The organism is Nocardioides donggukensis (assembly GCF_014842875.1).
Lineage (GTDB): Bacteria > Actinomycetota > Actinomycetes > Propionibacteriales > Nocardioidaceae > Nocardioides > Nocardioides donggukensis.
Genome location: NZ_JACYXZ010000003.1, coordinates 602,090 through 622,044 on the forward strand (window position 1 = coordinate 602,090; position 19,955 = coordinate 622,044).

At 73.3% G+C, this 19,955-nt stretch carries 24 protein-coding genes; 11 read left to right on the forward strand and 13 right to left on the reverse strand.

Going from position 1 to position 19,955, the window contains the following annotated elements; all coding sequences use genetic code 11:
* Positions 1 to 15 precede the first annotated feature (15 nt).
* Genes IE331_RS13080 through IE331_RS13095 form a run of 4 tightly spaced genes read right to left on the reverse strand, consistent with a single transcriptional unit; the run spans position 16 to position 2,308 of the window.
* Positions 16 to 513 carry a mycothiol transferase gene (locus IE331_RS13080; RefSeq protein ID WP_192143848.1) on the reverse strand — a complete coding sequence of 166 codons (498 nt, stop codon included), beginning with the start codon at positions 511 to 513 and terminating at the stop codon, positions 16 to 18.
* A 22-nt stretch (positions 514 to 535) separates the two neighbouring features.
* Positions 536 to 1,207 (reverse strand): alpha/beta hydrolase, encoded by a 672-nt coding sequence (locus IE331_RS13085; protein ID WP_201931765.1) that lies wholly within the window; start codon positions 1,205 to 1,207, stop codon positions 536 to 538.
* A gap of 52 nt (positions 1,208 to 1,259) precedes the next feature.
* Positions 1,260 to 1,736: a gluconokinase gene (locus IE331_RS13090; protein ID WP_192143849.1), complete on the reverse strand. Its 477-nt coding sequence runs from the start codon at positions 1,734 to 1,736 to the stop codon at positions 1,260 to 1,262.
* A gap of 29 nt (positions 1,737 to 1,765) precedes the next feature.
* Positions 1,766 to 2,308: a hypothetical protein gene (locus IE331_RS13095; RefSeq protein WP_192143850.1), complete on the reverse strand. Its 543-nt coding sequence runs from the start codon at positions 2,306 to 2,308 to the stop codon at positions 1,766 to 1,768.
* Between IE331_RS13095 and IE331_RS13100 the strand changes: the two genes are divergently transcribed.
* Positions 2,289 to 2,582, forward strand: a complete 294-nt coding sequence (locus IE331_RS13100; RefSeq protein ID WP_192143851.1) for a hypothetical protein — start codon at positions 2,289 to 2,291, stop codon at positions 2,580 to 2,582. The genes IE331_RS13095 and IE331_RS13100 overlap by 20 nt on opposite strands.
* On the opposite strand, the gene IE331_RS13105 is transcribed toward IE331_RS13100, so the two are convergent.
* Complete coding sequence (locus IE331_RS13105; RefSeq protein ID WP_192143852.1) at positions 2,572 to 3,153, reverse strand: DUF6318 family protein; 582 nt, start codon at positions 3,151 to 3,153, stop codon at positions 2,572 to 2,574. The genes IE331_RS13100 and IE331_RS13105 overlap by 11 nt on opposite strands.
* Before the next feature lie 106 nt (positions 3,154 to 3,259).
* On the opposite strand from IE331_RS13105, the gene IE331_RS13110 reads away from it, so the two are divergent.
* The 3 genes from IE331_RS13110 (at position 3,260) to IE331_RS17020 (ending at position 6,885) form a co-directional block, all read left to right on the forward strand.
* On the forward strand, positions 3,260 to 3,841 hold the full coding sequence (locus IE331_RS13110; protein WP_192143853.1) for an HD domain-containing protein: 582 nt from the start codon (positions 3,260 to 3,262) through the stop codon (positions 3,839 to 3,841).
* Positions 3,842 to 4,099: 258 nt separating this feature from the next.
* Positions 4,100 to 5,215 carry a flavin-containing monooxygenase gene (locus tag IE331_RS13115; RefSeq protein ID WP_192143854.1) on the forward strand — a complete coding sequence of 372 codons (1,116 nt, stop codon included), beginning with the start codon at positions 4,100 to 4,102 and terminating at the stop codon, positions 5,213 to 5,215.
* A 41-nt stretch (positions 5,216 to 5,256) separates the two neighbouring features.
* Positions 5,257 to 6,885: a LuxR C-terminal-related transcriptional regulator gene (locus tag IE331_RS17020; protein ID WP_192143855.1), complete on the forward strand. Its 1,629-nt coding sequence runs from the start codon at positions 5,257 to 5,259 to the stop codon at positions 6,883 to 6,885.
* Positions 6,886 to 7,042: 157 nt separating this feature from the next.
* On the opposite strand, the gene IE331_RS13125 is transcribed toward IE331_RS17020, so the two are convergent.
* The 3 genes from IE331_RS13125 to IE331_RS13135 form a co-directional block, all read right to left on the reverse strand.
* Positions 7,043 to 7,300 (reverse strand): DUF4031 domain-containing protein, encoded by a 258-nt coding sequence (locus IE331_RS13125; protein WP_192143856.1) that lies wholly within the window; start codon positions 7,298 to 7,300, stop codon positions 7,043 to 7,045.
* A gap of 45 nt (positions 7,301 to 7,345) precedes the next feature.
* Positions 7,346 to 7,717 (reverse strand): DoxX family protein, encoded by a 372-nt coding sequence (locus IE331_RS13130; RefSeq protein ID WP_192143857.1) that lies wholly within the window; start codon positions 7,715 to 7,717, stop codon positions 7,346 to 7,348.
* A gap of 94 nt (positions 7,718 to 7,811) precedes the next feature.
* Positions 7,812 to 8,384, reverse strand: a complete 573-nt coding sequence (locus tag IE331_RS13135; protein ID WP_192143858.1) for a hypothetical protein — start codon at positions 8,382 to 8,384, stop codon at positions 7,812 to 7,814.
* 76 nt (positions 8,385 to 8,460) lie between these two features.
* Between IE331_RS13135 and IE331_RS13140 the strand changes: the two genes are divergently transcribed.
* The 5 genes from IE331_RS13140 to IE331_RS13160 all read left to right on the forward strand — a co-directional run bounded on the left by IE331_RS13140 (position 8,461) and on the right by IE331_RS13160 (position 13,464).
* Positions 8,461 to 9,189 carry a hypothetical protein gene (locus IE331_RS13140; protein WP_192143859.1) on the forward strand — a complete coding sequence of 243 codons (729 nt, stop codon included), beginning with the start codon at positions 8,461 to 8,463 and terminating at the stop codon, positions 9,187 to 9,189.
* A 51-nt stretch (positions 9,190 to 9,240) separates the two neighbouring features.
* On the forward strand, positions 9,241 to 10,644 hold the full coding sequence (locus IE331_RS13145) for a cytochrome ubiquinol oxidase subunit I (RefSeq protein WP_201931766.1): 1,404 nt from the start codon (positions 9,241 to 9,243) through the stop codon (positions 10,642 to 10,644).
* Entirely contained in the window at positions 10,641 to 11,642 is a 1,002-nt protein-coding gene (locus IE331_RS13150) for a cytochrome d ubiquinol oxidase subunit II (protein WP_192143860.1), read from the forward strand. Before IE331_RS13145 ends, IE331_RS13150 begins: the two co-directional genes overlap by 4 nt.
* Positions 11,643 to 11,691: 49 nt before the next feature.
* The gene (locus IE331_RS13155) at positions 11,692 to 12,354 is read left to right on the forward strand and encodes a haloacid dehalogenase type II (protein ID WP_192143861.1); all 663 of its coding nucleotides are present in this window, start codon (positions 11,692 to 11,694) and stop codon (positions 12,352 to 12,354) included.
* 213 nt (positions 12,355 to 12,567) lie between these two features.
* Positions 12,568 to 13,464, forward strand: a complete 897-nt coding sequence (locus IE331_RS13160) for an Ig-like domain-containing protein (protein ID WP_192143862.1) — start codon at positions 12,568 to 12,570, stop codon at positions 13,462 to 13,464.
* 5 nt (positions 13,465 to 13,469) lie between these two features.
* Here the strand turns inward: IE331_RS13160 and IE331_RS13165 are convergent, their stop codons facing one another.
* Together IE331_RS13165 and IE331_RS13170 are read right to left on the reverse strand one after the other, a co-directional pair.
* Positions 13,470 to 13,865, reverse strand: coding sequence for a hypothetical protein (locus IE331_RS13165; RefSeq protein WP_192143863.1), 396 nt, complete (start codon positions 13,863 to 13,865; stop codon positions 13,470 to 13,472).
* Between the two features lie 13 nt (positions 13,866 to 13,878).
* Positions 13,879 to 15,636, reverse strand: coding sequence for a carbon starvation CstA family protein (locus tag IE331_RS13170; RefSeq protein ID WP_192143864.1), 1,758 nt, complete (start codon positions 15,634 to 15,636; stop codon positions 13,879 to 13,881).
* Positions 15,637 to 15,888: 252 nt separating this feature from the next.
* Here IE331_RS13170 and IE331_RS13175 point away from each other — a divergent pair, with 252 nt between their 5' ends.
* Both IE331_RS13175 and IE331_RS13180 read left to right on the forward strand, forming a co-directional pair.
* Complete coding sequence (locus tag IE331_RS13175; protein WP_192143865.1) at positions 15,889 to 16,653, forward strand: pyridoxamine 5'-phosphate oxidase family protein; 765 nt, start codon at positions 15,889 to 15,891, stop codon at positions 16,651 to 16,653.
* Positions 16,654 to 16,704: 51 nt separating this feature from the next.
* Positions 16,705 to 16,842, forward strand: a complete 138-nt coding sequence (locus IE331_RS13180; protein WP_318646823.1) for an endonuclease — start codon at positions 16,705 to 16,707, stop codon at positions 16,840 to 16,842.
* A gap of 24 nt (positions 16,843 to 16,866) precedes the next feature.
* On the opposite strand, the gene IE331_RS13185 is transcribed toward IE331_RS13180, so the two are convergent.
* The 3 genes from IE331_RS13185 to IE331_RS13195 form a co-directional block, all read right to left on the reverse strand.
* A complete protein-coding gene (locus IE331_RS13185; RefSeq protein WP_192143866.1) occupies positions 16,867 to 17,709 on the reverse strand; it encodes a methyltransferase domain-containing protein in 843 nt (280 codons plus the stop codon).
* Between the two features lie 152 nt (positions 17,710 to 17,861).
* Positions 17,862 to 18,593 (reverse strand): dienelactone hydrolase family protein, encoded by a 732-nt coding sequence (locus tag IE331_RS13190; RefSeq protein WP_192143867.1) that lies wholly within the window; start codon positions 18,591 to 18,593, stop codon positions 17,862 to 17,864.
* A 30-nt stretch (positions 18,594 to 18,623) separates the two neighbouring features.
* Positions 18,624 to 19,880: a hypothetical protein gene (locus IE331_RS13195; protein WP_192143868.1), complete on the reverse strand. Its 1,257-nt coding sequence runs from the start codon at positions 19,878 to 19,880 to the stop codon at positions 18,624 to 18,626.
* Between the last annotated feature and the right edge of the window lie 75 nt (positions 19,881 to 19,955).

Consider the following 19,955-nt stretch of genomic DNA (forward strand, 5'->3'; position numbering starts at 1 on the left):
AGCACTCGACCCCCCTCAGCTGTGCAGGCCCTTGAGGTACGCCGCCTGGCCGAGGTGCTGGAGGCAGTCGCCCTCGACGCTGACCAGCCGGACGGCGACCGTCACCGGCGGGTCCCACGCCTCGTCGACCACCCGGTCGAGGTCGTCGGCGGCCAGCCCGTCGACGTACGCCATCGTCCGGCGGTGCACCTCCGCGTGGTAGCCGGCGAGCAGGGCGGGGTCCTCGATCCGACAGGCGTCGACCTGCTCGCTGGTGTGCCCGTAGCCGATGTCGTCGCCGAACGGCAGGTCGAACCGCTCCCGCCAGCCGTCCTGCCAGGCCTGCTTGTCGCCGGCGAGCCCGGCGATGTGGTCGTCCTGGACGCGGGCGAGGTGCCAGAGCAGCCATCCCACCGAGTTGCCGGTGCCGCGGGGGCGGTGGTGCAGCGTCGTGTCGTCGAGGCCCTGCGCCAGGTCGGCGTACAGCTCCTCGATGCGGCCGAAGGCGTCGGCCAGCAGGTGACGGGGTTCCATGCCGGCCACCGTAGCGCCGTTCTCAGAGGGTGAGCCAGGGCTCCCCGGCGAGGACCCTCCCGACCGGCGCCGGCACCTGCTCGCCCAGCAGCGTCGCCAGCGCCCAGTCGGCAGCCGCCTGCTCGAAGACGCCGCCCTGGCGCAGCATGGCGTGCTTGCCGCCGGGGACCTGGATGAAGCCCACGTCGGTGCGCCGCGCGACCCGCCGCGCCACCGTCTCCGCGCGGGCCGGGTCGGCGATCCGGTCCTCGGTGCCGTGCACGAACAGGACCCGGCGCCCGGCCAGGTCCGTGTCGTCGGTCGGGTAGACCCAGGGGTTGAGCGCGACCACGCTGCGGACGCCCGTGTGGCCGCCGGCCATCAGGGCCGCCCGGCCGCCGAGGGAGTGCCCGACGAGGCAGGTGCCGAGCTCGCCGTGCTGCTGCTGCACCGAGTCCAGCGCCCACTCGACATCCCGGACCGGGGTGAACTCGTGGTCCCACCCTCGCACCGAGTTGAGCAGCCGATAGACCGCGAGCCGTCCCCGGCCGGCCTTGGCGATGCGACGGGCGATGGGGATCATCCGCAGCACCGAGAGCTGGGTCGGGCTGACCGCCATCCGCCCCTCGCGCGCCGCGCCACCGTGCAGGAGCAGCACCGCGCCCTCGGGGTGCTCGGGCACGTGGGTCGGGATCAGTCGGGGCTGGAGGTGCACGGGGTCATCGTGCCCCAGCGCTCCAAGGCGGGCCGCACCGAGCCCCAGGCGCTCAGCCGGCCGACGTGAGCGCCGTGACCGCGGCCTCGACCACCTCCTCCGGCCCGGCAGCCACGTCGACGACGTACCCGGCCTCGTCCGCCTCGAGGGGCTCCAGGTCGGCGTATTGAGAGGGCAGGAGTCGGGCGGGCATGAAGTGCCCCGTCCGCTCGGCCTGTCGCCGGGCGACGAGCTCGGGGCTCCCGGCGAGGTGGAGGAACACCACGTCGGGCGCGTGCCGCCGCAGCCGGTCCCGGTAGCTGCGCTTCAGCGCCGAGCAGCTGATCACGCCACCGGCCGGGTGGGAGGCGAGCCAGCGCCCGACCTCGTCCAGCCAGCCGGCGCGGCTCTCGTCGGTGAGGGGTGTCCCCGCGCTCATGGCGCGGACGTTGGCCTCCGGGTGCAGGTCGTCGCCCTCCTCGAACGGCACGCCCAGCGCGTCGGCCACGGCGGCCCCCACCGTCGACTTGCCGGAGCCCGAGACGCCCATGACGACGACGCGAGGGCCGGGCCGCGCGGTCAGTACGACGCCACCAAGGTCGGGCGGCCCTCGACCACGCTCAGCTCGACGGGCTCGCCGGCGATCGTGACGGTGCCGACCACGTCCTGCCACGGGCCGCCATCGACCCGGAACCGTGCGGAGTACGTCGTGTCCACGGCCGGGCGGACGGTCACCTGCGCGTCGGCATAGCGGTGGGAGACGTACTCGTCCATCGACACTCCCTCCGCGAACGCCCGACCCGGCGAGGTCGACACCTGCTGGGTGCCGTCGCCGTGCCGCCAGGTGAACGACGACGCCCAGATCTCCAGGTCCACCCGGCGGCCCAGGAGGCGCACCGTGCGCTGGAGTGGCGCGGCCTCGGTCCGGAAGAGGGTGTCGAAGTTGACCAGCGTCCGGCCGCCCGGGGGCTGGACGACGATCGAGGAGCCGGGGAGGGGGATGCGGCGGAGGGCTCGGCGGACGATCGGCTCGGTGACCTGGGGTGGGGCGGGTGGGGCGGCCGTGGGGTCGGCGGGGGTGCAGGTGCCGAGGATCGCTTGGATGTCCGACGTCGCTGACAAGACGAATCCGCCCGTCGGCGAGGTGTCATCGGCGATGCAGGCGGTTGACGTCTGGCAGGTCGGGCTGACCGTCTGGGTGCACGGGACGGCGGCATCCGAGACCGGGGAGACGCCCGGCGCGCCTATCGTCGTCGCACCGGGGACGACTTCCGAGGCGTTGACCAGAAGGTTGTTGTCGGGGGCTGTGACGTCAGGGTCCGCCATGGCGTTCGATGCGAAACCAAGCAGTGCCGTTGTCATCGCGAAACAGAGAACTGGCCGCTTCATCGGATGACGTCCAGCCGGCTAACACGCCACGCACCGCTTGACCGCTTCAGGACGATCCTCATCGCAGTCGCCTCTCGCATTGTTCGATCTACCACTTCACCGTCGCTGTTGATGAGAGCTCTCGGAGATTGTCGAACTCGGATGAAATAAGCGGGCGTCTTCAGCTTCGAGGGTGAGTCGGGAACGAATCGGTCCGCGAACCACCCGTCAGTTTTCAGGCGCCCGCCCTTGTTGTAGACGTTGTCGATGCGACCTGTGATCGACTGGCACGACTGACACTGCTTCGTTGACAACGCCAGGGCTGCCTTCGTATCGCCCGTCGTCATGGCTTCTGACAACACCTCGAACCAGTAGCGCACGAACGCCTTGGCACTCGCCTCGTCCGTCCCCACGGCCTCGGACGGTATCGACAGCCCCTCGTCGGTCGGGGTTGCGTCGGGTGACGGTGACGACTGCTGCGAGGGGGACGACGGCGTACTCGGGCTTGATGAGCCGTCGGCGTCCGAGCAGCCGGACAGCATCAGCGGCAGGACCAGCGGCACCCACACCAGCCCGGCACCCCAACGACGTACGCGCATGCGCTGACCTTCCCGAGGTGACGCCCTCTCCCAGCGTCCCTGACACCGTAGGCAACCGCTCCGGCGTGGCGGAAGACCCCGATCGGGATCTGTGGACAATGACCCCATGCCGTTGCCCTGGCCGCTGCCCGACCGATCCGACCTGAGGGATCGCCTGCTGGAGGCGTACCGGCGCGGCCGCGGCTACCACGACGTACGGCACCTCGGCGAGGTCCTGGACCGTCTGCACGAGCTGGGCGCCTCGGAGAACCGCGACCTGATCCTGGCCGCCTGGTACCACGACGCGGTCTACGACGCAGCCGGGGACAACGAGGATCGCAGCGCCCGCCTCGCCCAGGAGCAGCTGGCCGGCACCGGCGCCGACGGGGCCGAGGTCGCCCGCCTGGTGAGGCTCACGAAGTCCCACGACCCGGCACCGGGCGACGCCGACGGCGAGGCGCTGTGCGACGCGGACCTGGCGATCCTGGCCGCGGGCGACGAGCGGTACGCGGAGTACGTCGCCGGGGTGCGCGCGGAGTACGCGCACATCCCCGACGCCGACTTCGCCCGCGGGCGGGCCGCGATCCTCGAGGAACTGCTCGGGCACGGTCGGCTGTTCCGCACCGCACACGGGCAGCGGCACTGGGAGCAGCCGGCGCGGTCGAACCTCGCCCGCGAGCTCGAGGAGCTGCGCCGACAGGCTGGCTGAGGGCCGCTGCTCCCGCCCCTCCCTCTGCCAAAGAGCCGCAATTGCGGCCGTTCGACATGTTTTTGCCGCGATTCCATGTCAGACGGCCGCAATTGCGGCCGTTCGACAGCTCGGCCGATGCCGGCCGCGCACCACCCCCACCCCACGGGCATGGGCAGAACCACCCATCCCCTCGCACCGTGGATGCGCCGTGCGACCGACGCGACGACCCGTCCGGCCCTCCTAGCGTGACTGCTCCCGCACCTCCGAGGAGCAGCCATGACGACCCACATCGAGACCGTGATCATCGGCGCCGGACAGGCCGGCCTGTCGACCGGCCACCACCTGCAGCGGCTCGGCCGCGACTTCGTGATCCTCGACGCCAACACCCGGATCGGCGACAACTGGCGGCAGCAGTGGGACTCGCTGCGGCTCTACTCCCCCGCCCGGTACGACGGCCTGCCCGGCCTGAGGTTCCCCGCGAAGCCGTGGTCGTTCCCCGGCAAGGAGGAGCTCGCCGACTACCTCGAGCACTACGCCCACCACTTCGCGCTCCCGGTGCGGCTCGGCGTCCGGGTGGAGAGCCTGGACCCGGCACCCGACGGCGGCTACCAGGTGAGCACCAGCCGCGACACCTACCGCTGCAGCAACGTCGTCGTCGCCACCGGCAGCTTCGGACGCACCCCGTCGATCCCGGACCTGGCCACGCGGCTCGACCCCGACATCCTGCAGCTGCACTCCAGTGAGTACCGGCGACCCGGTCAGCTCCGCGACGGCCCGGTGCTGGTCGTCGGCGCCTCCCACTCGGGCACCGACATCGCCCACGAGGTGGCACTGACCCACCGGACGACGCTGGCGGGACGCGACTGCGGCCAGATCCCGCTGCGGATCGAGACGCTGCACGCCCGGCTGGTGTTCCCCCTGATCGTCTTCGCCTGGCGGCACGTGCTCACCCGACGCACCCCGATCGGGCGCAAGGAGATGCCCCTGGTCCGCGTCCACGGCGGCCCCATGGTGCGGGTCAAGCGCTCCGACCTCGCCCGGCGCGGTGTCGAGCGGGTCACCGACCGCGTCGAGGAGGTCGTGGACGGCCGTCCGGTGGTGGCCGGCGTGCCGCGCGAGGTGGCGAACGTGGTCTGGGCGACCGGGTTCCGCCAAACGTTCGACTGGATCCACCTCCCGATCCTCGGTGAGGACGGCTGGCCGGTCGAGATGCGCGGGGAGGTGGAGGGCCAGCCGGGCCTGTACTTCTGCGGCCTGTCCTTCCAGTACTCGTTCAGTTCGATGATGCTGCCCGGCATCGGCCGGGACGCGGCGTACGTCGCCGACCGCATCGTCGACCGCGTCGCGGGTCGCGACCCTGCGGCCGTGCGCCGCGTCGACCGGGCCGCATGAGGCCGTGCCCGCCGTATCCTCGGCGGGAGGGAGGTGCCGCGATGGGCGTGCTCGACGATCTGCAGCGGGCCAGGCAGACCTTCGAGCGCGGCGACTGGGCGGCGGCGTTCGAGGCCTGGTCCGCGGCTGACCCGGACCGGCTCGACCCCGAGGACCTGACCGGTCTGGCGACGGCGGCGCACCTGCTCGGCCGGTACGACGAGACGGTGGCGGCCCTGCAGGAGCTGTTCGCCGCCCGGACGGAGGCCCACGAGACGGCCGGCGCCGTCCGCTGCGCGTTCTGGCTCGGCATGGTGTTCTCGGCCGGAGGCGACCCGACCCTGGGGCGGGCCTGGGCCGGCCGCGCGGAGCGGCTGCTCGAGGAGCTGGACGAAGACACCGTGGAGCGCGGGTACGTCGCGCTGCTGAGGATGTATCGGCACCTCACGGCCGGTGAGTTCGCCGAGGCCATGACGTGTGCCGAGCAGGTCGCCGAGCACGGCCGCCGGTTCGGGGACCCGGACCTCCTGTTCACCGGGCTGGCATCGGTCGGCCGGTTCACGCTGCTCTCCGGACGAGTGCCCGAGGGGCTGTCGCTCTTCGACGAGGCGATGGTAGGAGTCGCCTCCGGCGAGGTGTCACCGGTCTTCGCCGGCCACGTGTACTGCGTCATGATCGAGGGCTGTCAGGAGGTCTCGGACCTCGGCCGGGCCGCCGAGTGGACCTCAGCCCTGACCCGGTGGTGCCTGGAGCAGCCGGGACTGGTGCTGTTCACCGGCCAATGCGCCGTCCACCGCGGTCAGATCATGCGGCTGCACGGCGCCTGGCGCGAGGCGATCGAGGAGTTCGACCTCGCCGTCGAGCGGTACCTCGCCTCGCCCTCGGCAGACGCGGCCGGGCTGGCGCTGGCCGAGCGGGGCGACGTACAACGACTGCTGGGCGACCTCGAGGCCGCCGAGGCCAGCTACGACCGGGCCGCCGACCACGGCTACGAGCCGCAACCCGGCCTGGCCCTGCTGTGGGTGGCCCGGGGTCGTCGAGCGGCTGCCCGCGCCGCCGTCCTCCGGCTGCTCGGCGAGACGGCCGGGTCGGTGCCCCGGTCCCGACTGCTGCCCGGCGCCATCGAGGCGTTGCTCGCCTGTGGGGAGCCGGGCGTCGCACGCGGCCTGGCCGAGGAGCTGGACGAGACCGCCGCGGCGTTCGGCTGCTCGGGTCTGCTGGCCGCGGCCGCCACGGCGCACGGGGCGGTGGAGCTGGCCGAGGGCGACCCCGCGGGGGCGCTGCCCTATCTGCGCAAGGCGTCGACCGCGTGGTCCTCGATCGGGAGTCCCTTCGAGCTGGCCCGGGCGAGGGTTCTGGTGGGCCGAGCCCTGGAGGCGCTCGGCGACCGGGATTCGGCCCGGGCCGAGCTGACGACCGCCCGGCGGGCCCTCGTGGAGCTGGGGGCGCGGCCCGACCTCGCCGAGGTGGACCGGCTGCTCACCCCCGATGGCCTGCCCGGCGGTCTGACCAGCCGTGAGGCCGAGGTGCTGCGGCTGGTCGCGTCCGGCCGGAGCAACGCCGGGATCGCCGCCGAGCTGGTGCTCAGCGAGAAGACGGTCGCCCGCCACCTCAGCAACATCTTCACGAAGCTGGAGGTGACCTCGCGGACCGCCGCCGCGGCGTACGCGTTCGAGCACGACCTGGCGTGACCCGGCCGGCCGCGGCGCTCCGGTGGAGATCGCCGCCGCGCCGAAGAGCCGCAATTGCGGCCGTTCGACATGTTTTCGACGCGATTCCATGTCAGACGGCCGCAATTGCGGCTCTTGGACAGGGGCAGGAGCCGGCCAACGTCCTCCCCTCGGCCGATCAGCGGGTCTTGCGGCGCCGCAGTCCGGCCTCGGTGATCCGCCGCACCAGCTCCCGGCTCGACACCGGCTCGGCACCGGCCTCGAGCGCGGCGTCGTAGTACTCCTCCGGGATGTCGTAGTGGTCCCGGTCGAAGCCGCGGGCCGGCGCACCCAGGGCCGCGGCGAACTCGTGCAGCTCCTCGTGAGAGGTGTCCGAGACCAGGTGCGACCACATCCGGCCCCGCCAGGGCACCTGCGGCGGGTCGATGAGGATCACGGCGTCATTGTGTCAGGGCTGCCGGACGGTCCGGAGACCCGAGCCTCAGAACGAGTACGGACCGAACCGTCCCCACGCGACGATGACGGCCAGCACCAGCAGGACCGCGTTGACGCCGATGTTGGGGGTCTCACCCCGGCGACGGTGCGTGTTGGCGGCGAGCAGCATGAGCACGGCCAGGCCGGTCGCCGCCAACGGCGTGAGCACCGGCAGGACGTCCACGGCGGCCGGCAGCACCAGCCCGATCGCGGCGAGCAGCTCGGCCACGCCGATCAGGCGCACCGTGCGCGAGGAGAAGTCCTCCACCCACGGCTGGCTCGACGCCAGCTTCTGCCTGGGCTGCGACACCTTCATGCCGCCGGCCATGGCGAAGACTCCGGCCAGCAGGATCTGGATCACCCACAGTGCGATGTCCATGGGAGACACCTCGCATCCGGGCGGGGACGGTCTCCACCCCTCACCGGTGCAACACCGAGGGTGCGGCGATTATTCGCCCGTGGAGCCCGGTCGCTCAGCCTCGACCGGCATCCGCCGCGCGACGAAGCACGTCCGACTCGTGGGTGACCGACTTGACCGTGGAGGCGTCCAGCAGCGGCGGGGTGTCCTGCTGGTGGAAGTCGGCCTCCGCGGTGTCGGGGTTGACGGCCGGGTCCGCCGCCGGGATGCCGGCCGGGGTCACCAGGTCCCCCTCAAGGTCCCCCTCCAGGGCAGAGTCGTCCGACGCGGACGCGGACGCGGACGCGGCGCGCGCCTCCGCGGCCAGCGCCTCCCCCACCGGGTCGGGTGCGGGCACCGGCTCCGGGCCGGGCACCGGCATCGGCCCCGGCTCAGGGCCCGGGTCGGGAGCGGGAGCGGGTCCGGGCGCCGGCGGCGGCCCCGGGGTGGGCACGGGAGCCGGCGGCATCGGCTCCACGGGTGGAGCGGTGACGGTGACCTCCTCGCGGCCCAGCAGGGCCGAGGCGCGGTTCACGGCCGAGGCACCCACCCGGGCGGTCACCCCCAGCCCGAAGTAGGCGGTGTCGCGGGCCACGCCGAGCACGCGTCCGGCGGTACGGCGTGGGCTGAGCGGCTTCTTCGATGACACGGTGGGTGCTCCTTTCGTCGCGTCCGACCATCCGGTAACCGGTTCCGTCGGTCGGCAAACGGGTACCGGACCCACCATGACCGACCCGACCAAGCGCTCCCACCTGACCGGGCCCACGCACCGGGTCCGACCTCGCTGGACGTGGGCCGGCCTCGCCACGATGGTCGTCGGCCTGGCGCTGGCCGGCGCCGGCGTCGTCCTCCTGTCCTGGCCCTGGGCGGTGGTGGGCGCCGTCGTCCTCGCGGTCGGCGCCGCCGCCGGCCTGCGCGGGGGCCTGCTCTACGACACGACCCGGCACGGCTCGGCCGGCGACCTCGCCGCCGACGTGGTCCACGGCCGGCAGGTCCAGGCGCCCGGACCGGACGCCCACTACACCGGCCCGACGATCCGTGAGGACGTGGAGGAGACCGAGGCGGAGCGGCGTACGGCGCTCGCGGGGCAGCCCGGACTCCGGGCCTCCCTGGCTCCCGTGGGCGGTGTGGCACTGGCGGCCGCCTCGGTCTGGCTCTTCGTCTCGCAGATGCTGGTCTACCCGCAGACGGGCGGCGGCGAGACCGGCACCTGGCGGGCCCTGGCGGGAGCGGTCGTCGTCGGCCTGTGCGCGCTCCGGATCCTGCTGGTCGGCCGGGCCCGGCTGGCGGCCCTGGTCGCCCTGCTGACGGGCGACCTGCTGGTGCTGGGCGCGGTGTTCGTGGCAGGTGGTGGCGCGGCGGTCAGCGAGGCCGCGGCAGGCGTCGCCGTGGTGCTCGGCGCCGTCCTGGCGCTGGACCCGCGGGCCCGGCGCCTCGGACCGACGGCCTCCTGAGAGCACCGCCCCGACCGGGTGTGACCGCGCCCACGCGCGTAGATTCGGGGCGTGGGCCTGACCCCGGAACTCCTGACAGTCCTGGCGAGCGAAGCGCCGTCCGGGCTGCTCCCCGCACGGCAGCAGATGGCGCTCTCGCTGGGGTGGCACATCATCCTGGCCTGCTTCGGCGTCGCCCTGCCGGCGATGATCTTCGTGCTGCACTGGCGCGGCGTGGTCAAGGGCGACGCCGAGGCCCTGGTCCTCGCCCAGCGCTGGGCCAAGTCGTCGGCGGTGCTGTTCGCGATCGGCGCGGTCTCCGGCACCGTGCTCAGCTTCGAGATGGGTCTGTTGTGGCCGGGTCTCATGGGGCCGTTCGGCGACGTGCTCGGCCTGCCGTTCGCCTTCGAGGGGCTCTCGTTCTTCGTCGAGGCGATCTTCCTCGGCATCTACCTCTACGGCTGGGGACGGATGCCCCCGCGCGCCCACCTGCTGACGATCCTGCCGATGGCCCTCGCCGGCGTCGCCGGCACCTTCTCGGTGCTCTCGGTGAATGCCTGGATGAACAACCCCGACGGCTTCCGGATCGTCGACGGGGAGGTCGTCGACGTGGACCCGTGGGCGGCGATGTTCAACGACGGCGTGTTCCTGATGTTCGCGCACATGTGGGTGGCCGCGTTCATGGTCGTCGGCTTCACCGTGGCCGGGGTGTACGCCGTGGGGATGCTGCGCGGACGCACCGACCGGCACCACCGGCTCGGCTTCACCGTCCCGTTCGGCTTCGCGACCGTCGCGGCCCTGGTCCAGCCGTTGATCGGACACGTGTTGGGGCTGCGGGTCGCGGAGGCCCAGCCGGCCAAGCTGGCGGCGTTCGAGCTCGCCGAGACCACCGAGCAGCCGGCGCCCCTGCGCCTGGGCGGGCTCCTCATCGACGGGGAGGTGCGGTGGGCGATCGACATCCCCAAGATCGGCTCGCTGATCGCCCGCAACTCCTTCGACAAGCCGGTGCCGGGGCTGGACCAGGTGCCGCCCGACCAGGTGCCGCCGGTCAACATCACCCACCTCGCCTTCCAGTCGATGGTCGGCATCGGGACGCTGCTCGCGCTCGCCGTCGTCGTGTTCTGGGTCGCCCGCTGGCGGCGCCGCGACCTGACCGGCAGCCGGTGGTTCCTGCGGTTCGTGGCGGTCTCCGGCCCGCTGGCGATCATCGCCATGGAGGCCGGCTGGGTCGCCACCGAGGTCGGCCGCCAGCCGTGGGTCGTCTGGCAGGTGCTGCGCACCGAGGACGCCGCGACGGACAACCCGTACCTGTGGTGGACCCTGGCCGGGACCGTCGTGGTCTACACGGCGATGACGGTCGCCGCCTACGTGGTCCTCCGCTCCATGGCGCGCCGCTGGCGGGACGGCGAGGCGGACCTCCCGAGCCCGTACGGCCCGGACGCCCTCACCGCACCGGCCGGGGACGGCCGGCGATGAGCCTGGAGCTGGCGGTGGTCGCGGCCCTCTTCGCGGGGGTCGTGATCTACGCCGTCTTCGGCGGCGCGGACTTCGGCTCGGGCTTCTTCGACCTGACCGCGGGCGGCAGCCGTCGCGGCGCCGAGCTGCGCACCCTGGTGGACCACAGCCTCGGCCCGGTCTGGGAGGCCAACCACGTCTGGCTGATCTACGTGCTGGTGATGTTCTGGACCGGCTTCCCGACCGCCTTCGCGGCCACGATGAGCACGCTCTTCGTGCCGATGGTGCTGGCCCTGCTCGGCATCGTGCTGCGGGGCGCGAGCTTCGCGTTCCGCAAGTACGCCGCCACGCTGGGTCAGGCGCGTCTGTTCGGGGCGGTGTTCGCCTCGTCCTCGGTGCTGACCCCGTTCTTCCTCGGCTGTGCCGCGGGCGCGATCGCCTCCGGGCGGGTGCCGGCCTCGGGCCAGGGCGACCTGTTCGCGTCGTGGCTCACCCCCGCCTCACTGTTCGGGGGCCTGATCGCGGTCGGCACCTGCGCCTTCCTCGCCGGCTCGTTCCTCCTCGCCGACGCGGACCGGGCCGGGCGGCCGGCCCTCGCCGAGACACTGCGCACCCGCACCCTGGCGGTCGGCGTGGTGACCGGCGCCGTCGTGTTCGCAGCGCTGCTCCCCCTGCGCTCGGACGCGCCGACCCTCTTCGCGGGCCTGTCCGGACGGGCGCTGCCGCTGATCGTGGTCTCCGCCGTGGCCGGGCTGGCCACCCTGGCGCTGGTGCATCGGCGCCGGTACGCCGTGGCGCGCGGCACCGCGGTGGCCGCCGTCGCTGCGGTCGTCCTCGGCTGGGGCGCCGGGCAGTACCCCTGGCTGCTGGTCGACGAGCTCACGATCGTCGAGGCGGCCGGTGCCGCGGCCACCCTGCAGGGGCTGCTGGTGGTGGTCGCGCTGGCCGGCGTGATCGTCGTACCGGCCCTGACCTACCTGCTCTGGCTGACCCAGACCGAGGCCTGGACCCAGCACTGACCCCGCGCCGCACTCCCCGGGTCACCCCCGGAGCGCTACGGTCGGGTGGATGAGCACCAAGGTCGTGATCTTCGACGTCAACGAGACCCTCTCCGACCTCTCCCCGCTCGCGGGGGCCTTCGAGGAGGTCGGGCTCCCGGGGTCGGCCGTGAACGCCTGGTTCGCGGCGATCCTGCGGGACGGGTTCGCCCTCACCGTGCACGGCGAGCGGCCGGCGTTCGCGGACCTGGTCGGCGACCAGGTGCGGCATCAGCTCGCCGCCCACGGGGTCGGCACCGACCCGGACGAGGCCGCCGGCACGGTCCTGGACACGTTCATGAGCCTCGAGGTGCATCCCGACGTCGCCGACGGGCTGGCCGCACTGGCCGGACGCGGGCTGCGGCTGGTCACCCTCAGCAACGGCTCGGCGAGCGTCGCCGAGGGCCTACTGGAGCGGGCCGGGCTGACCGACCACCTCGAGCGGTTCCTGTCGGTGGACGACGCCGGGATCTGGAAGCCGGCCCCCCGTGCCTACCAGCACGCGCTGGACGCCTGCCGGGTGTCGGCGGAGGAGGCGGTCCTGGTCGCGGTGCACGCGTGGGACACCGATGGAGCCAGCCGGGCCGGGCTGCGCTCGGCCTGGGTGAACCGGAACGGACTGCCCTATCCCTCCGCCTTCACCGCGCCCGACCTCGAGGTCGCGGACCTGGTCGAGCTCGCGGAGCGGATCTGAGGCCGTCGCGGCGGCACGTCCCATCGGGGCCGTGCAACCCGAGGTCCACCGATCCCGTACGGCAGCGGGCCCGGGCCCTGCCGGGCGAAGGTTGCCGAAGCCCTGCGCCGCCGGGGCAGGCCTGCCTAGCATCGGCGTCACCGCCGTCGCCGTCCCGGGAGGTCACTCGTGCCATCGCCGCATCCGCTTGCCCGGACCCACCGAAGCCGCGCCGTGCTCGCCGCCTTCCTGGCGTGTGTCCTCGTCTCGCCCCTGGGCCCCGCCGCGGCGTCCGCCGAGGAGCCAGGTGACAACGTCCCGCCCCTCACCTTCAACACGACGCTGTGGGTCGAGGCGGGTACGAACTTCCGCCACCAGCTGATCGCCCTCGAGGCCAACTACTACGACATCCTCCGATGGACGGTGCTGAGCCCGCCGGATCCAGCCCACGACTTCGCACTGTCCCGGTTCGAGGGAGTCGTGGAGCTCTCGCCGCCGGCCGGCTTCATCGGAACCACGACGACGACCTATCAGGTCGAGGACACCGGTGGCCTCACGGACACGGCGACGGCCACGTTCAAGATCTACGAGCGGGTGACGGCCGAGGGCGAGGACTCACTCGGGCAGGTGACCTGGACCAATCCCAACGACGACGGCTTCCTTCTGACCTGGGGGCCGACCGGCGACCCCGACGCCAACGGCATCTGGCTGCCGGCAGGGTCGACCGTCACCCGGAGCACCGACCTGGCCCACATCGAGTGGGAGGCGTTCACCCAGGTGCAGCACGAGATCGACGAGCGCGGCGACATCGTGCACCCGAAGGTGGTCCTGGGCAGCGGCCCCACGACGGTCCTGCAGCACCGCCCGGACGGCGACGTGAGCCTCCGCTGCGACCGCAGGCGGGTCCGGCTGGTGCTCGACAACTCCGGGAGCACGACTCCCTCCCACTACCGCACCCGGGTCGGCAGCGCCCGGACGTCGCTGAGCGTGGCCGCCGAGCAGCGCCAGGTGCTGACCGTAGGAACCCGCGGCATGAGGCCCGGCGCCCGGCTGGTGGTCCGCGTGGACGGGCTCGACGGCGGCGACCCCAGCACCCTCGTCCGCAGCCGCGTGCCGAGGGCCTGCACCTGAGCTGCTCAACCGGTCGCCGCGAGCGCCCGCTGCACGGCCGCGACCACGCCGTCCGGCCCGAGGTCGCCGAGGTCACCGACCCGGTCCCCGTCGACGAGCACTGCGCCGGCCGTGGTGGAGCCGACCGCGGCCCGGAGGCCGGCGGCGACCCCGGCCCGGCGGCGTACCGCCCGGAAGGTCGAGGGCAGGAGCCAGGCGGTGTTGCCGGCGTCGACCACCTGCACATCGACGTCGGGCAGGGCCGCCCGTAGTCGTCGGTAGGCCTCCCCGACCGGGTCGGAGGCCACCGCCTCGGTGTCGTGGGTGCCCTCGAGGCAGACGCCGTCGCTCACCTCGCCGCCGCAGCAGCCGCCGCCCGCCCGGGCGTCGACCCACGGGCGGACCAGCACGACCCGGGTCACCGCGGCCCGCCGCTCAGCCGGCCCGGTCGCCGGAGCCCGTGGCCCGCGCGGCGCCGGCGTCGTCGGACGGGGTGCCGCCCTCCAGCGGTGTGCCGGTGCCCCAGGAGCGGCGCAGCGCGAGGAACGCCTCGACCATCAGCCACACGGCCAGCACGAAGATGATCGCGTCGAGCGGCGCCAGCACCCACTCGTCTGCCTGGACGAAGTTCTTCAGGTTCACGATGAGCGCCCACGAGGTCATCACCAGCAGGAAGGTCAGCGGCACCAGCACGGCGATCGGGTTCCGGCCCTGGTGGGTCACCCAGACCGCGACCACGGCCAGCGCCAGGCCGGCGGTGAGCTGGTTGGTGGTGCCGAAGAGCTGCCACAGGACGCCGAACGTGTAGCCGGCATCGCCGCCGCCGGGCAGCAGAGCCATCGCCAGCGGCACCGCGACGGCGACCAGTCCGGCCAGGGTGAGGTTGCGGGCCAGCTTCTGCCAGCCGGCGATCTCGGCGATCTCCTGGACGATGTAGCGCTGCAGCCGGACGCCGGTGTCCATGGTGGTCGCGGCGAACGAGATCACCACGACCGCGGCGAAGATCACCGCCAGGTCGAGCGGGACGCCGAGGTTGTTGGCGAAGACCCCGACGCCGTTGACGAAGTTGCCGACCGCGCCGTCCGAGGCGGTGGCGAAGTCCGGGTAGAGGCTCGACCAGTCCGCGCGAGTGGCGGCGACGCCGGCGGTGACCGCGAGCAGAGCGCCGACCGCCAGGCTGCCCTCGCCGACCGCGCCGAGGTAGCCGACGTGCCGGACGTCCTGCTCCTTGTCGATCTGCTTGGCCGTGGTCCCGGACGCCACCAGGGAGTGGAAGCCGGAGATGGCTCCGCACGCGATCGTGATGAACAGGAACGGGAAGATCGACGGCGAGCCCTCCGGCACGTCGTTGACCACCGGGGCCGCGATCGTGTTCCAGCCGACCAGCATGCCCAGCCCGATCACGCCGAGCGCGATGAAGAGCTGGTGGGAGTTGATGTAGTCCCGCGGCTGCAGCAGCATCCACACGGGGAGCCGGGAGGCGATGAACGCGTAGGCGAACATGATCACGACCCAGACGTTGCGCGGGTTGTCGACGCCGATCGCGTCGGCGAAGCCGGTCAGGTCGATCGGCACCTCCTGGCCGACCCAGATCAGCAGGTAGAGGCCGACCACCCCGAACAGCGACGGCACCAGCGCCGCGGAGCGGGAGCGGTAGATGTACTGCCCGATCCCGATCGCGAGCGGGATCTCCACGAAGATCGGGATCACCGCGCCCGGGTTGGCGACGAACAGGTTGCCGATGACGACCGCGAAGACCGCGTTCACCAGCGTCAGCAGGAAGAAGATGATCAGCAGGAAGAGGGTGCGGGCCCGCTTGCTGATGACGTCGTGCGCGATCGTGCCGATGTTCTTCGCACCGTGCCGCACCGAGACCGCCAGCGACCCCATGTCGTGCACGCCGGCCGCGAAGATGGTGCCGACCAGGATCCACGCCAGCGCCGGCCCCCAGCCCCAGAACGCGGCGATGGCGGGGCCGACGATCGGCGCGGCCCCGGCGACGGAGGTGAAGTGGTGACCGAAGACCACGTGCTTGTTCGTCGGCACGAAGTCGACCCCGTCGGTGAACCGGTGCGCCGGCGTGACGTAGGCCGGGTCGCACCCGTAGACGTGGGTCTGGAGGTACGCCGAGTAGTAGCGGTAGCCCAGGAAGAACAGCACTCCGCTGATGCCGGCGATGACGATGGCGGGCACGTCGCACTCCTCACGGCACATCAGGATGCACGGGCGGCACGGTGCACATCCGAGACTGACGCGCCGGGGCCATCGTGCGCCCGCCGCCGACCGGCTGGCAACGGGCCGAGCGCCGGGCGGTCGGTCTGGCGCGACGAGCGGTCCCGCCCCACCGCGCCGCGGTCGAGGAGGTCGCGCGGCGAGCGTCCGGAGACCACCCCGCCGGTCGAGCCGTGAGCGCGGCGGGCGCGGCGGAGCCCCTACCCTGACCCCATGCCCGACGTCCTGACCGCGGTCCGCTCCGCCTCGGTGGCCGAGGTCGCGTGGCGGGACGCCGACGGCACGATCCACGTGCGCGGGGTGGTCCCGCTGGTGGGCGGGTCCGGGCCGGTGCTGGCCTTCCCGTACGCCGACGCGCCGGTCGCCCGCTCGATCGGCGGCGCCGACGAGGTGCTGCTGACGCTGACCGAGCCGCGCTCGACCGGCACCGGCTTCGAGCCGATGCTGCTGCGCTGCACGCCCACCGTGACCGAGGACCGGGAGGGGCTCCGGTTCAGCTCCGAGCTCCTCGACCAGGAGCTGCGCGGCTACCCACCGTCCCGGCTGCTGGCGGACTCACCGCTGCTGCGTCGCGAGCACTGGTGGTGGCTGCCGCGGGTGCTGGTCGACCTCTCCGTGACCGCCGCGCACCCGTTCCGGGCACGCTCCACGGTCACCGACCACCTGCTCGTGGTCGGGGACGGGCCGCTGACGGCCGCCGTGGCCGGCGTGTCCGACCTGATCGGGTCGGCCGACCCGGAGGTCTCGGTCGACGCCGACCCACCGGGCGGCGGGCCGGCGGTGCTGTTCGGGCAGGACCTGTCCTTCCCGGACCTCGAGCGGTGGCGCCAGTGGTCCTGGCCGGGCACGTGGGACGGCACCCGGTTCGCGGCCGACTCCGCCCCGGCCCGGGTGGGGCTCCCACCGCCGCTCGGCGTGCTGGCCCGGTGGCGCCGCCACCGTCGGCTCGAGAAGGCCTGCCGGGCCGCCCTGGGCTGACCGTCGGCCGGGGAGGACGAGGGTTCTCCCCCCTACCTGGGACGTCTCTCGGTGCTACTCGCATGGAACGCCGGCGACCCGCCGAGCCCGTTCGAGATGCGCCGCAACGACCGGATCTTCGAGACCTGGCAGGGCAATCGGAACCCGTTCATCGACCACCCGGAGTGGGCGGAGGCGGTCTTCGGCTGAGCACCAGCCTGTTCGGGGTCCGGCTCAGTCGCCCTCCGGCTTGCGGAGCAGGAACGCGAAGACGGTCACCGACGCGAACGCCCAACCCTGGCGGGCCGCCTCGTGCTGGGCGGCCACCGCGGCGTCCGCCTCGGCGCGGCTGACCGCGCCGTCGGCCACCGCCTGGTCGGCGACCATCGGCAGCAGCGGGGTCTCGAGCAGCATCTCCTGCGAGATCACGACGGCCGACGACCCGACATCGGGGTCGACGAGGAGGCCGGCGGTCATGGCCAATCGCGGGACCCGCCGCGCGGACCTCGGGTTCGCGACCTGCCCCATGAACGAGCGGTTGATCGCAGCGGCGACATCGGGGTCCACGTCGGAGTGCACCCGGGTCTCGTGGTCGGCGTCGAGGACCAGCGCCCGACCACCGGGCCTGAGCACCCTGGCGATCTCGACGAGGGCGGCCTGCGGGTCGTCGACGTGCTGGAGCACCCGCTCGCACCACACCAGGTCGGTCCCGCCGTCCGGCAGGGGCAGGTCGCCGGCGCTGCCGTCGACGAACTCCACACGGACCGCGCCCTCGAACGCCCGCTGCTCGGCGATGCCGCGCATGAGCGCGCTCGGGTCGACGCCGACCACCTGCCCGCTCTGGCCGACCAGTCCGGCGAGCGCCCGGCAGATCGTCCCGGTGCCGCAGCCGACGTCGACGACCCGCTCCCCGCGGCGTACGGCGGCCGCGGCGAGCGCCCAGTCCCGGAGCCGGCGGATCGCCGGGGCCGCGTCCTGGGCGTCGAGGATCTGCACCATCTGCTGGAGGGTCGCCTCATCGATGGCCTCGGCCCGGAACGCCCGGCCGAGCTGACGTGGGTCGTGGTCTGCGGTCATCAGGGCCCTCCGCCGCTCGCCCGTCCAGGACTCTCCCTCACCTCGAGCATCCCCCGCACCACCAAGGCGCCGCACTAGGGGGCGACCCCGGTTCCCGGACGCCCGGTCGGGTCAGGTGCCGCGACGCAGGCGCGCGCTACCTCGGTCGCCGCTCAGTGGTGCAGACGCTCGTCGAAGAACGCCAGGATCCGGTCGACGGCCTCCTGCTGTCGGTGCTCGGTGACGACCGAGTGCCCCTTGCCCCCGAACTCCACGGACAGGAACTGCTCGCCGAGCTCCTCGCGCAGGGTCTCGAAACGGGTCCCGGTCGCCTTGTCGTCGCGGTAGCGCAGCCCGAGGACCGCACATCCGGCCGCCGCGCGGCGTCTGACGATCGCCAGGTCCTCCGGGGAGAGGTTCACGTCCGCAGCCCGCTGACGGCCCAGGGGCAGCGGAGTGCTGGGCTGGCACAGGACCGGCGCGGCGACCGAGGAGTCGACCATCATCGCCAGCGCGTAGCCGCCGGTGAAGCACATGCCCAGGGCTCCGACACCGGGGCCACCGAGCTCGTCGTGCAGGCCCGCGGCCAGGGTCCGCAGCCAGGTCGCGATCGGCGTCGTCTCGTTGAGGGCGATCTTCGTGAACTCCTTGTTCACGCACAGCCTGGGGAAGACCTTCGCCACCGCGCCCAGTGACATCGCGCCCCCGGCCTCGCCGAAGAGGTGAGGCATGACCACGGTGTACCCCGCGGCGACCACCTCCTCGCCGAACGCGATCACCTCCGCCGTCATCCCCGGGATCTCGTGGATCACGATCACCCCCGGCCCGGTGCCCTTGCGGTAGGTGTCGTGACTGATGCCGTCGGCCGTGTGCGTGGCGCGGGTCCACGAGTCGAGGGGGCTCATCCGCCCAGCGTAGGGCCGCTGGCATCCTCCTCACGCGGCATCGCCCCAGGGCCGGCACTCCTCGGCCAGTCGCAGGCAGGTGCCGCGGGCCGGCTCGACGAGCAGGTCGGCGAGTCGTGCCCAGGCGGCGGCGTACTCCGGTGCCACCAGCTCGCCGCGCACCGCCCGGACCACGCCGGGCTCGAGCAGGGCGGCGCCGAGCAGCGGCCAGGCGGCGTCTCCGCCGCGGTGCAGCTCCTCGAGCCTGAGGAGGGCGAGCCGGCACAGCCGCACCGCGTCGTCCACGATCCGCTGGGCCCCGGTGCCGGCGATCGCGGCCACCGCCTCCTCGGTGCTGGGGTAGGCGGCGAACCGCCACGCGAGCATCGGGACGTCGGTGACCAGCGGGTGGTGCAGCCGGCGGCTGAACCCGGACGGCAGCTGGTCGGCCCGACAGGCGACGCCGATCGAGTCCAGCCAGTGATCCGGTGCGGCGGCCACCGCCCGGGCCACCGACCCGGGCACCGGCATCGGTGCGGACTCGAACATCAGTCCCGACTCGGTGGAGATCGGCACCAGCCTGCCGATGGAGTGCTCGCCGGGGCAGAGCTCGGAGGCCGTGCCGATGTTGGGCACCTCCACGTCCTCGCGGGTCTCGAGGTCGCGGAAGACGACCCGGGTCGCCGACTCGCCGAGCAGCCTGTATCCCCCCATCGGCGCCCCGCTCCACCCGTCGATCCGGTCCGACCTCGCCAGCAGTGGGGCGCGGGCGCCCGTGTCCAGGAAGTGCCGGAGGCCGCCTCCGTCGTAGAGGAACAGCTGCCGGTAGACCCAGTCCCGGGCCAGGATCTCCAGCAGAAGGGCCAGCGGGTCGATGCCGCCGTCGCCGGGCCGGAGCCACTCGCCGTACGCCGCGCGCACGGTGCCGTCGACGGCCCACGCCTGACGCTCGTGAGCGGCGTCTGAGACATCCCGGCAGGCCTGCTCGAGCACCCACCGCGACCACACCCACCCCGGCGCCGTCGGCGTCAGGTCGGCGAGCTGGCGCAGACGCCGCTCGCGCTCGGTGCCGGCGAAGCGGCCCACCAGCGAGCAGTGCAGCCAGGCGCGCTCGGCGTCACCGGCGGCCTCCGCCGCGGCGGTGAGCACGAAGTGCCGGTGCTCCTCGGCGGTCAACGGATGCGCGGCCCGGAACTCCTCCGCGGTCTCCGCCGCCAGCCGGCGACCGGCCCGGTCCCGCCGCTCCCTGGCCCGCCGCCGCTCGGCGTGCGAGCGGTTGCGCTTCTCGCGGTTGCGTGACTTCGGCATGCACCCCACGAGACAGCGGCTCCCCTCCGACCGCCAGCGCCGTCGGCCGCCCCTGTGGAGGAGCGCCCGGACGAC

Bases quoted from the DNA above. Each gene is read 5' to 3' on its own strand.
- IE331_RS13080 (WP_192143848.1), bottom strand. From the start codon at position 513: ATGGAACCCCGTCACCTGCTGGCCGACGCCTTCGGCCGCATCGAGGAG.
- IE331_RS13090 (WP_192143849.1), bottom strand. From the start codon at position 1,736: ATGGGCGTCTCGGGCTCCGGCAAGTCGACGGTGGGGGCCGCCGTGGCC.
- IE331_RS13100 (WP_192143851.1), top strand. From the start codon at position 2,289: ATGTCCGACGTCGCTGACAAGACGAATCCGCCCGTCGGCGAGGTGTCA.
- IE331_RS13105 (WP_192143852.1), bottom strand. From the start codon at position 3,153: ATGCGCGTACGTCGTTGGGGTGCCGGGCTGGTGTGGGTGCCGCTGGTC.
- IE331_RS13110 (WP_192143853.1), top strand. From the start codon at position 3,260: ATGCCGTTGCCCTGGCCGCTGCCCGACCGATCCGACCTGAGGGATCGC.
- IE331_RS13115 (WP_192143854.1), top strand. From the start codon at position 4,100: ATGACGACCCACATCGAGACCGTGATCATCGGCGCCGGACAGGCCGGC.
- IE331_RS17020 (WP_192143855.1), top strand. From the start codon at position 5,257: ATGGGCGTGCTCGACGATCTGCAGCGGGCCAGGCAGACCTTCGAGCGC.
- IE331_RS13130 (WP_192143857.1), bottom strand. From the start codon at position 7,717: ATGGACATCGCACTGTGGGTGATCCAGATCCTGCTGGCCGGAGTCTTC.
- IE331_RS13140 (WP_192143859.1), top strand. From the start codon at position 8,461: ATGACCGACCCGACCAAGCGCTCCCACCTGACCGGGCCCACGCACCGG.
- IE331_RS13150 (WP_192143860.1), top strand. From the start codon at position 10,641: ATGAGCCTGGAGCTGGCGGTGGTCGCGGCCCTCTTCGCGGGGGTCGTG.
- IE331_RS13155 (WP_192143861.1), top strand. From the start codon at position 11,692: ATGAGCACCAAGGTCGTGATCTTCGACGTCAACGAGACCCTCTCCGAC.
- IE331_RS13175 (WP_192143865.1), top strand. From the start codon at position 15,889: ATGCCCGACGTCCTGACCGCGGTCCGCTCCGCCTCGGTGGCCGAGGTC.
- IE331_RS13185 (WP_192143866.1), bottom strand. From the start codon at position 17,709: ATGACCGCAGACCACGACCCACGTCAGCTCGGCCGGGCGTTCCGGGCC.
- IE331_RS13190 (WP_192143867.1), bottom strand. From the start codon at position 18,593: ATGAGCCCCCTCGACTCGTGGACCCGCGCCACGCACACGGCCGACGGC.
- IE331_RS13195 (WP_192143868.1), bottom strand. From the start codon at position 19,880: ATGCCGAAGTCACGCAACCGCGAGAAGCGCAACCGCTCGCACGCCGAG.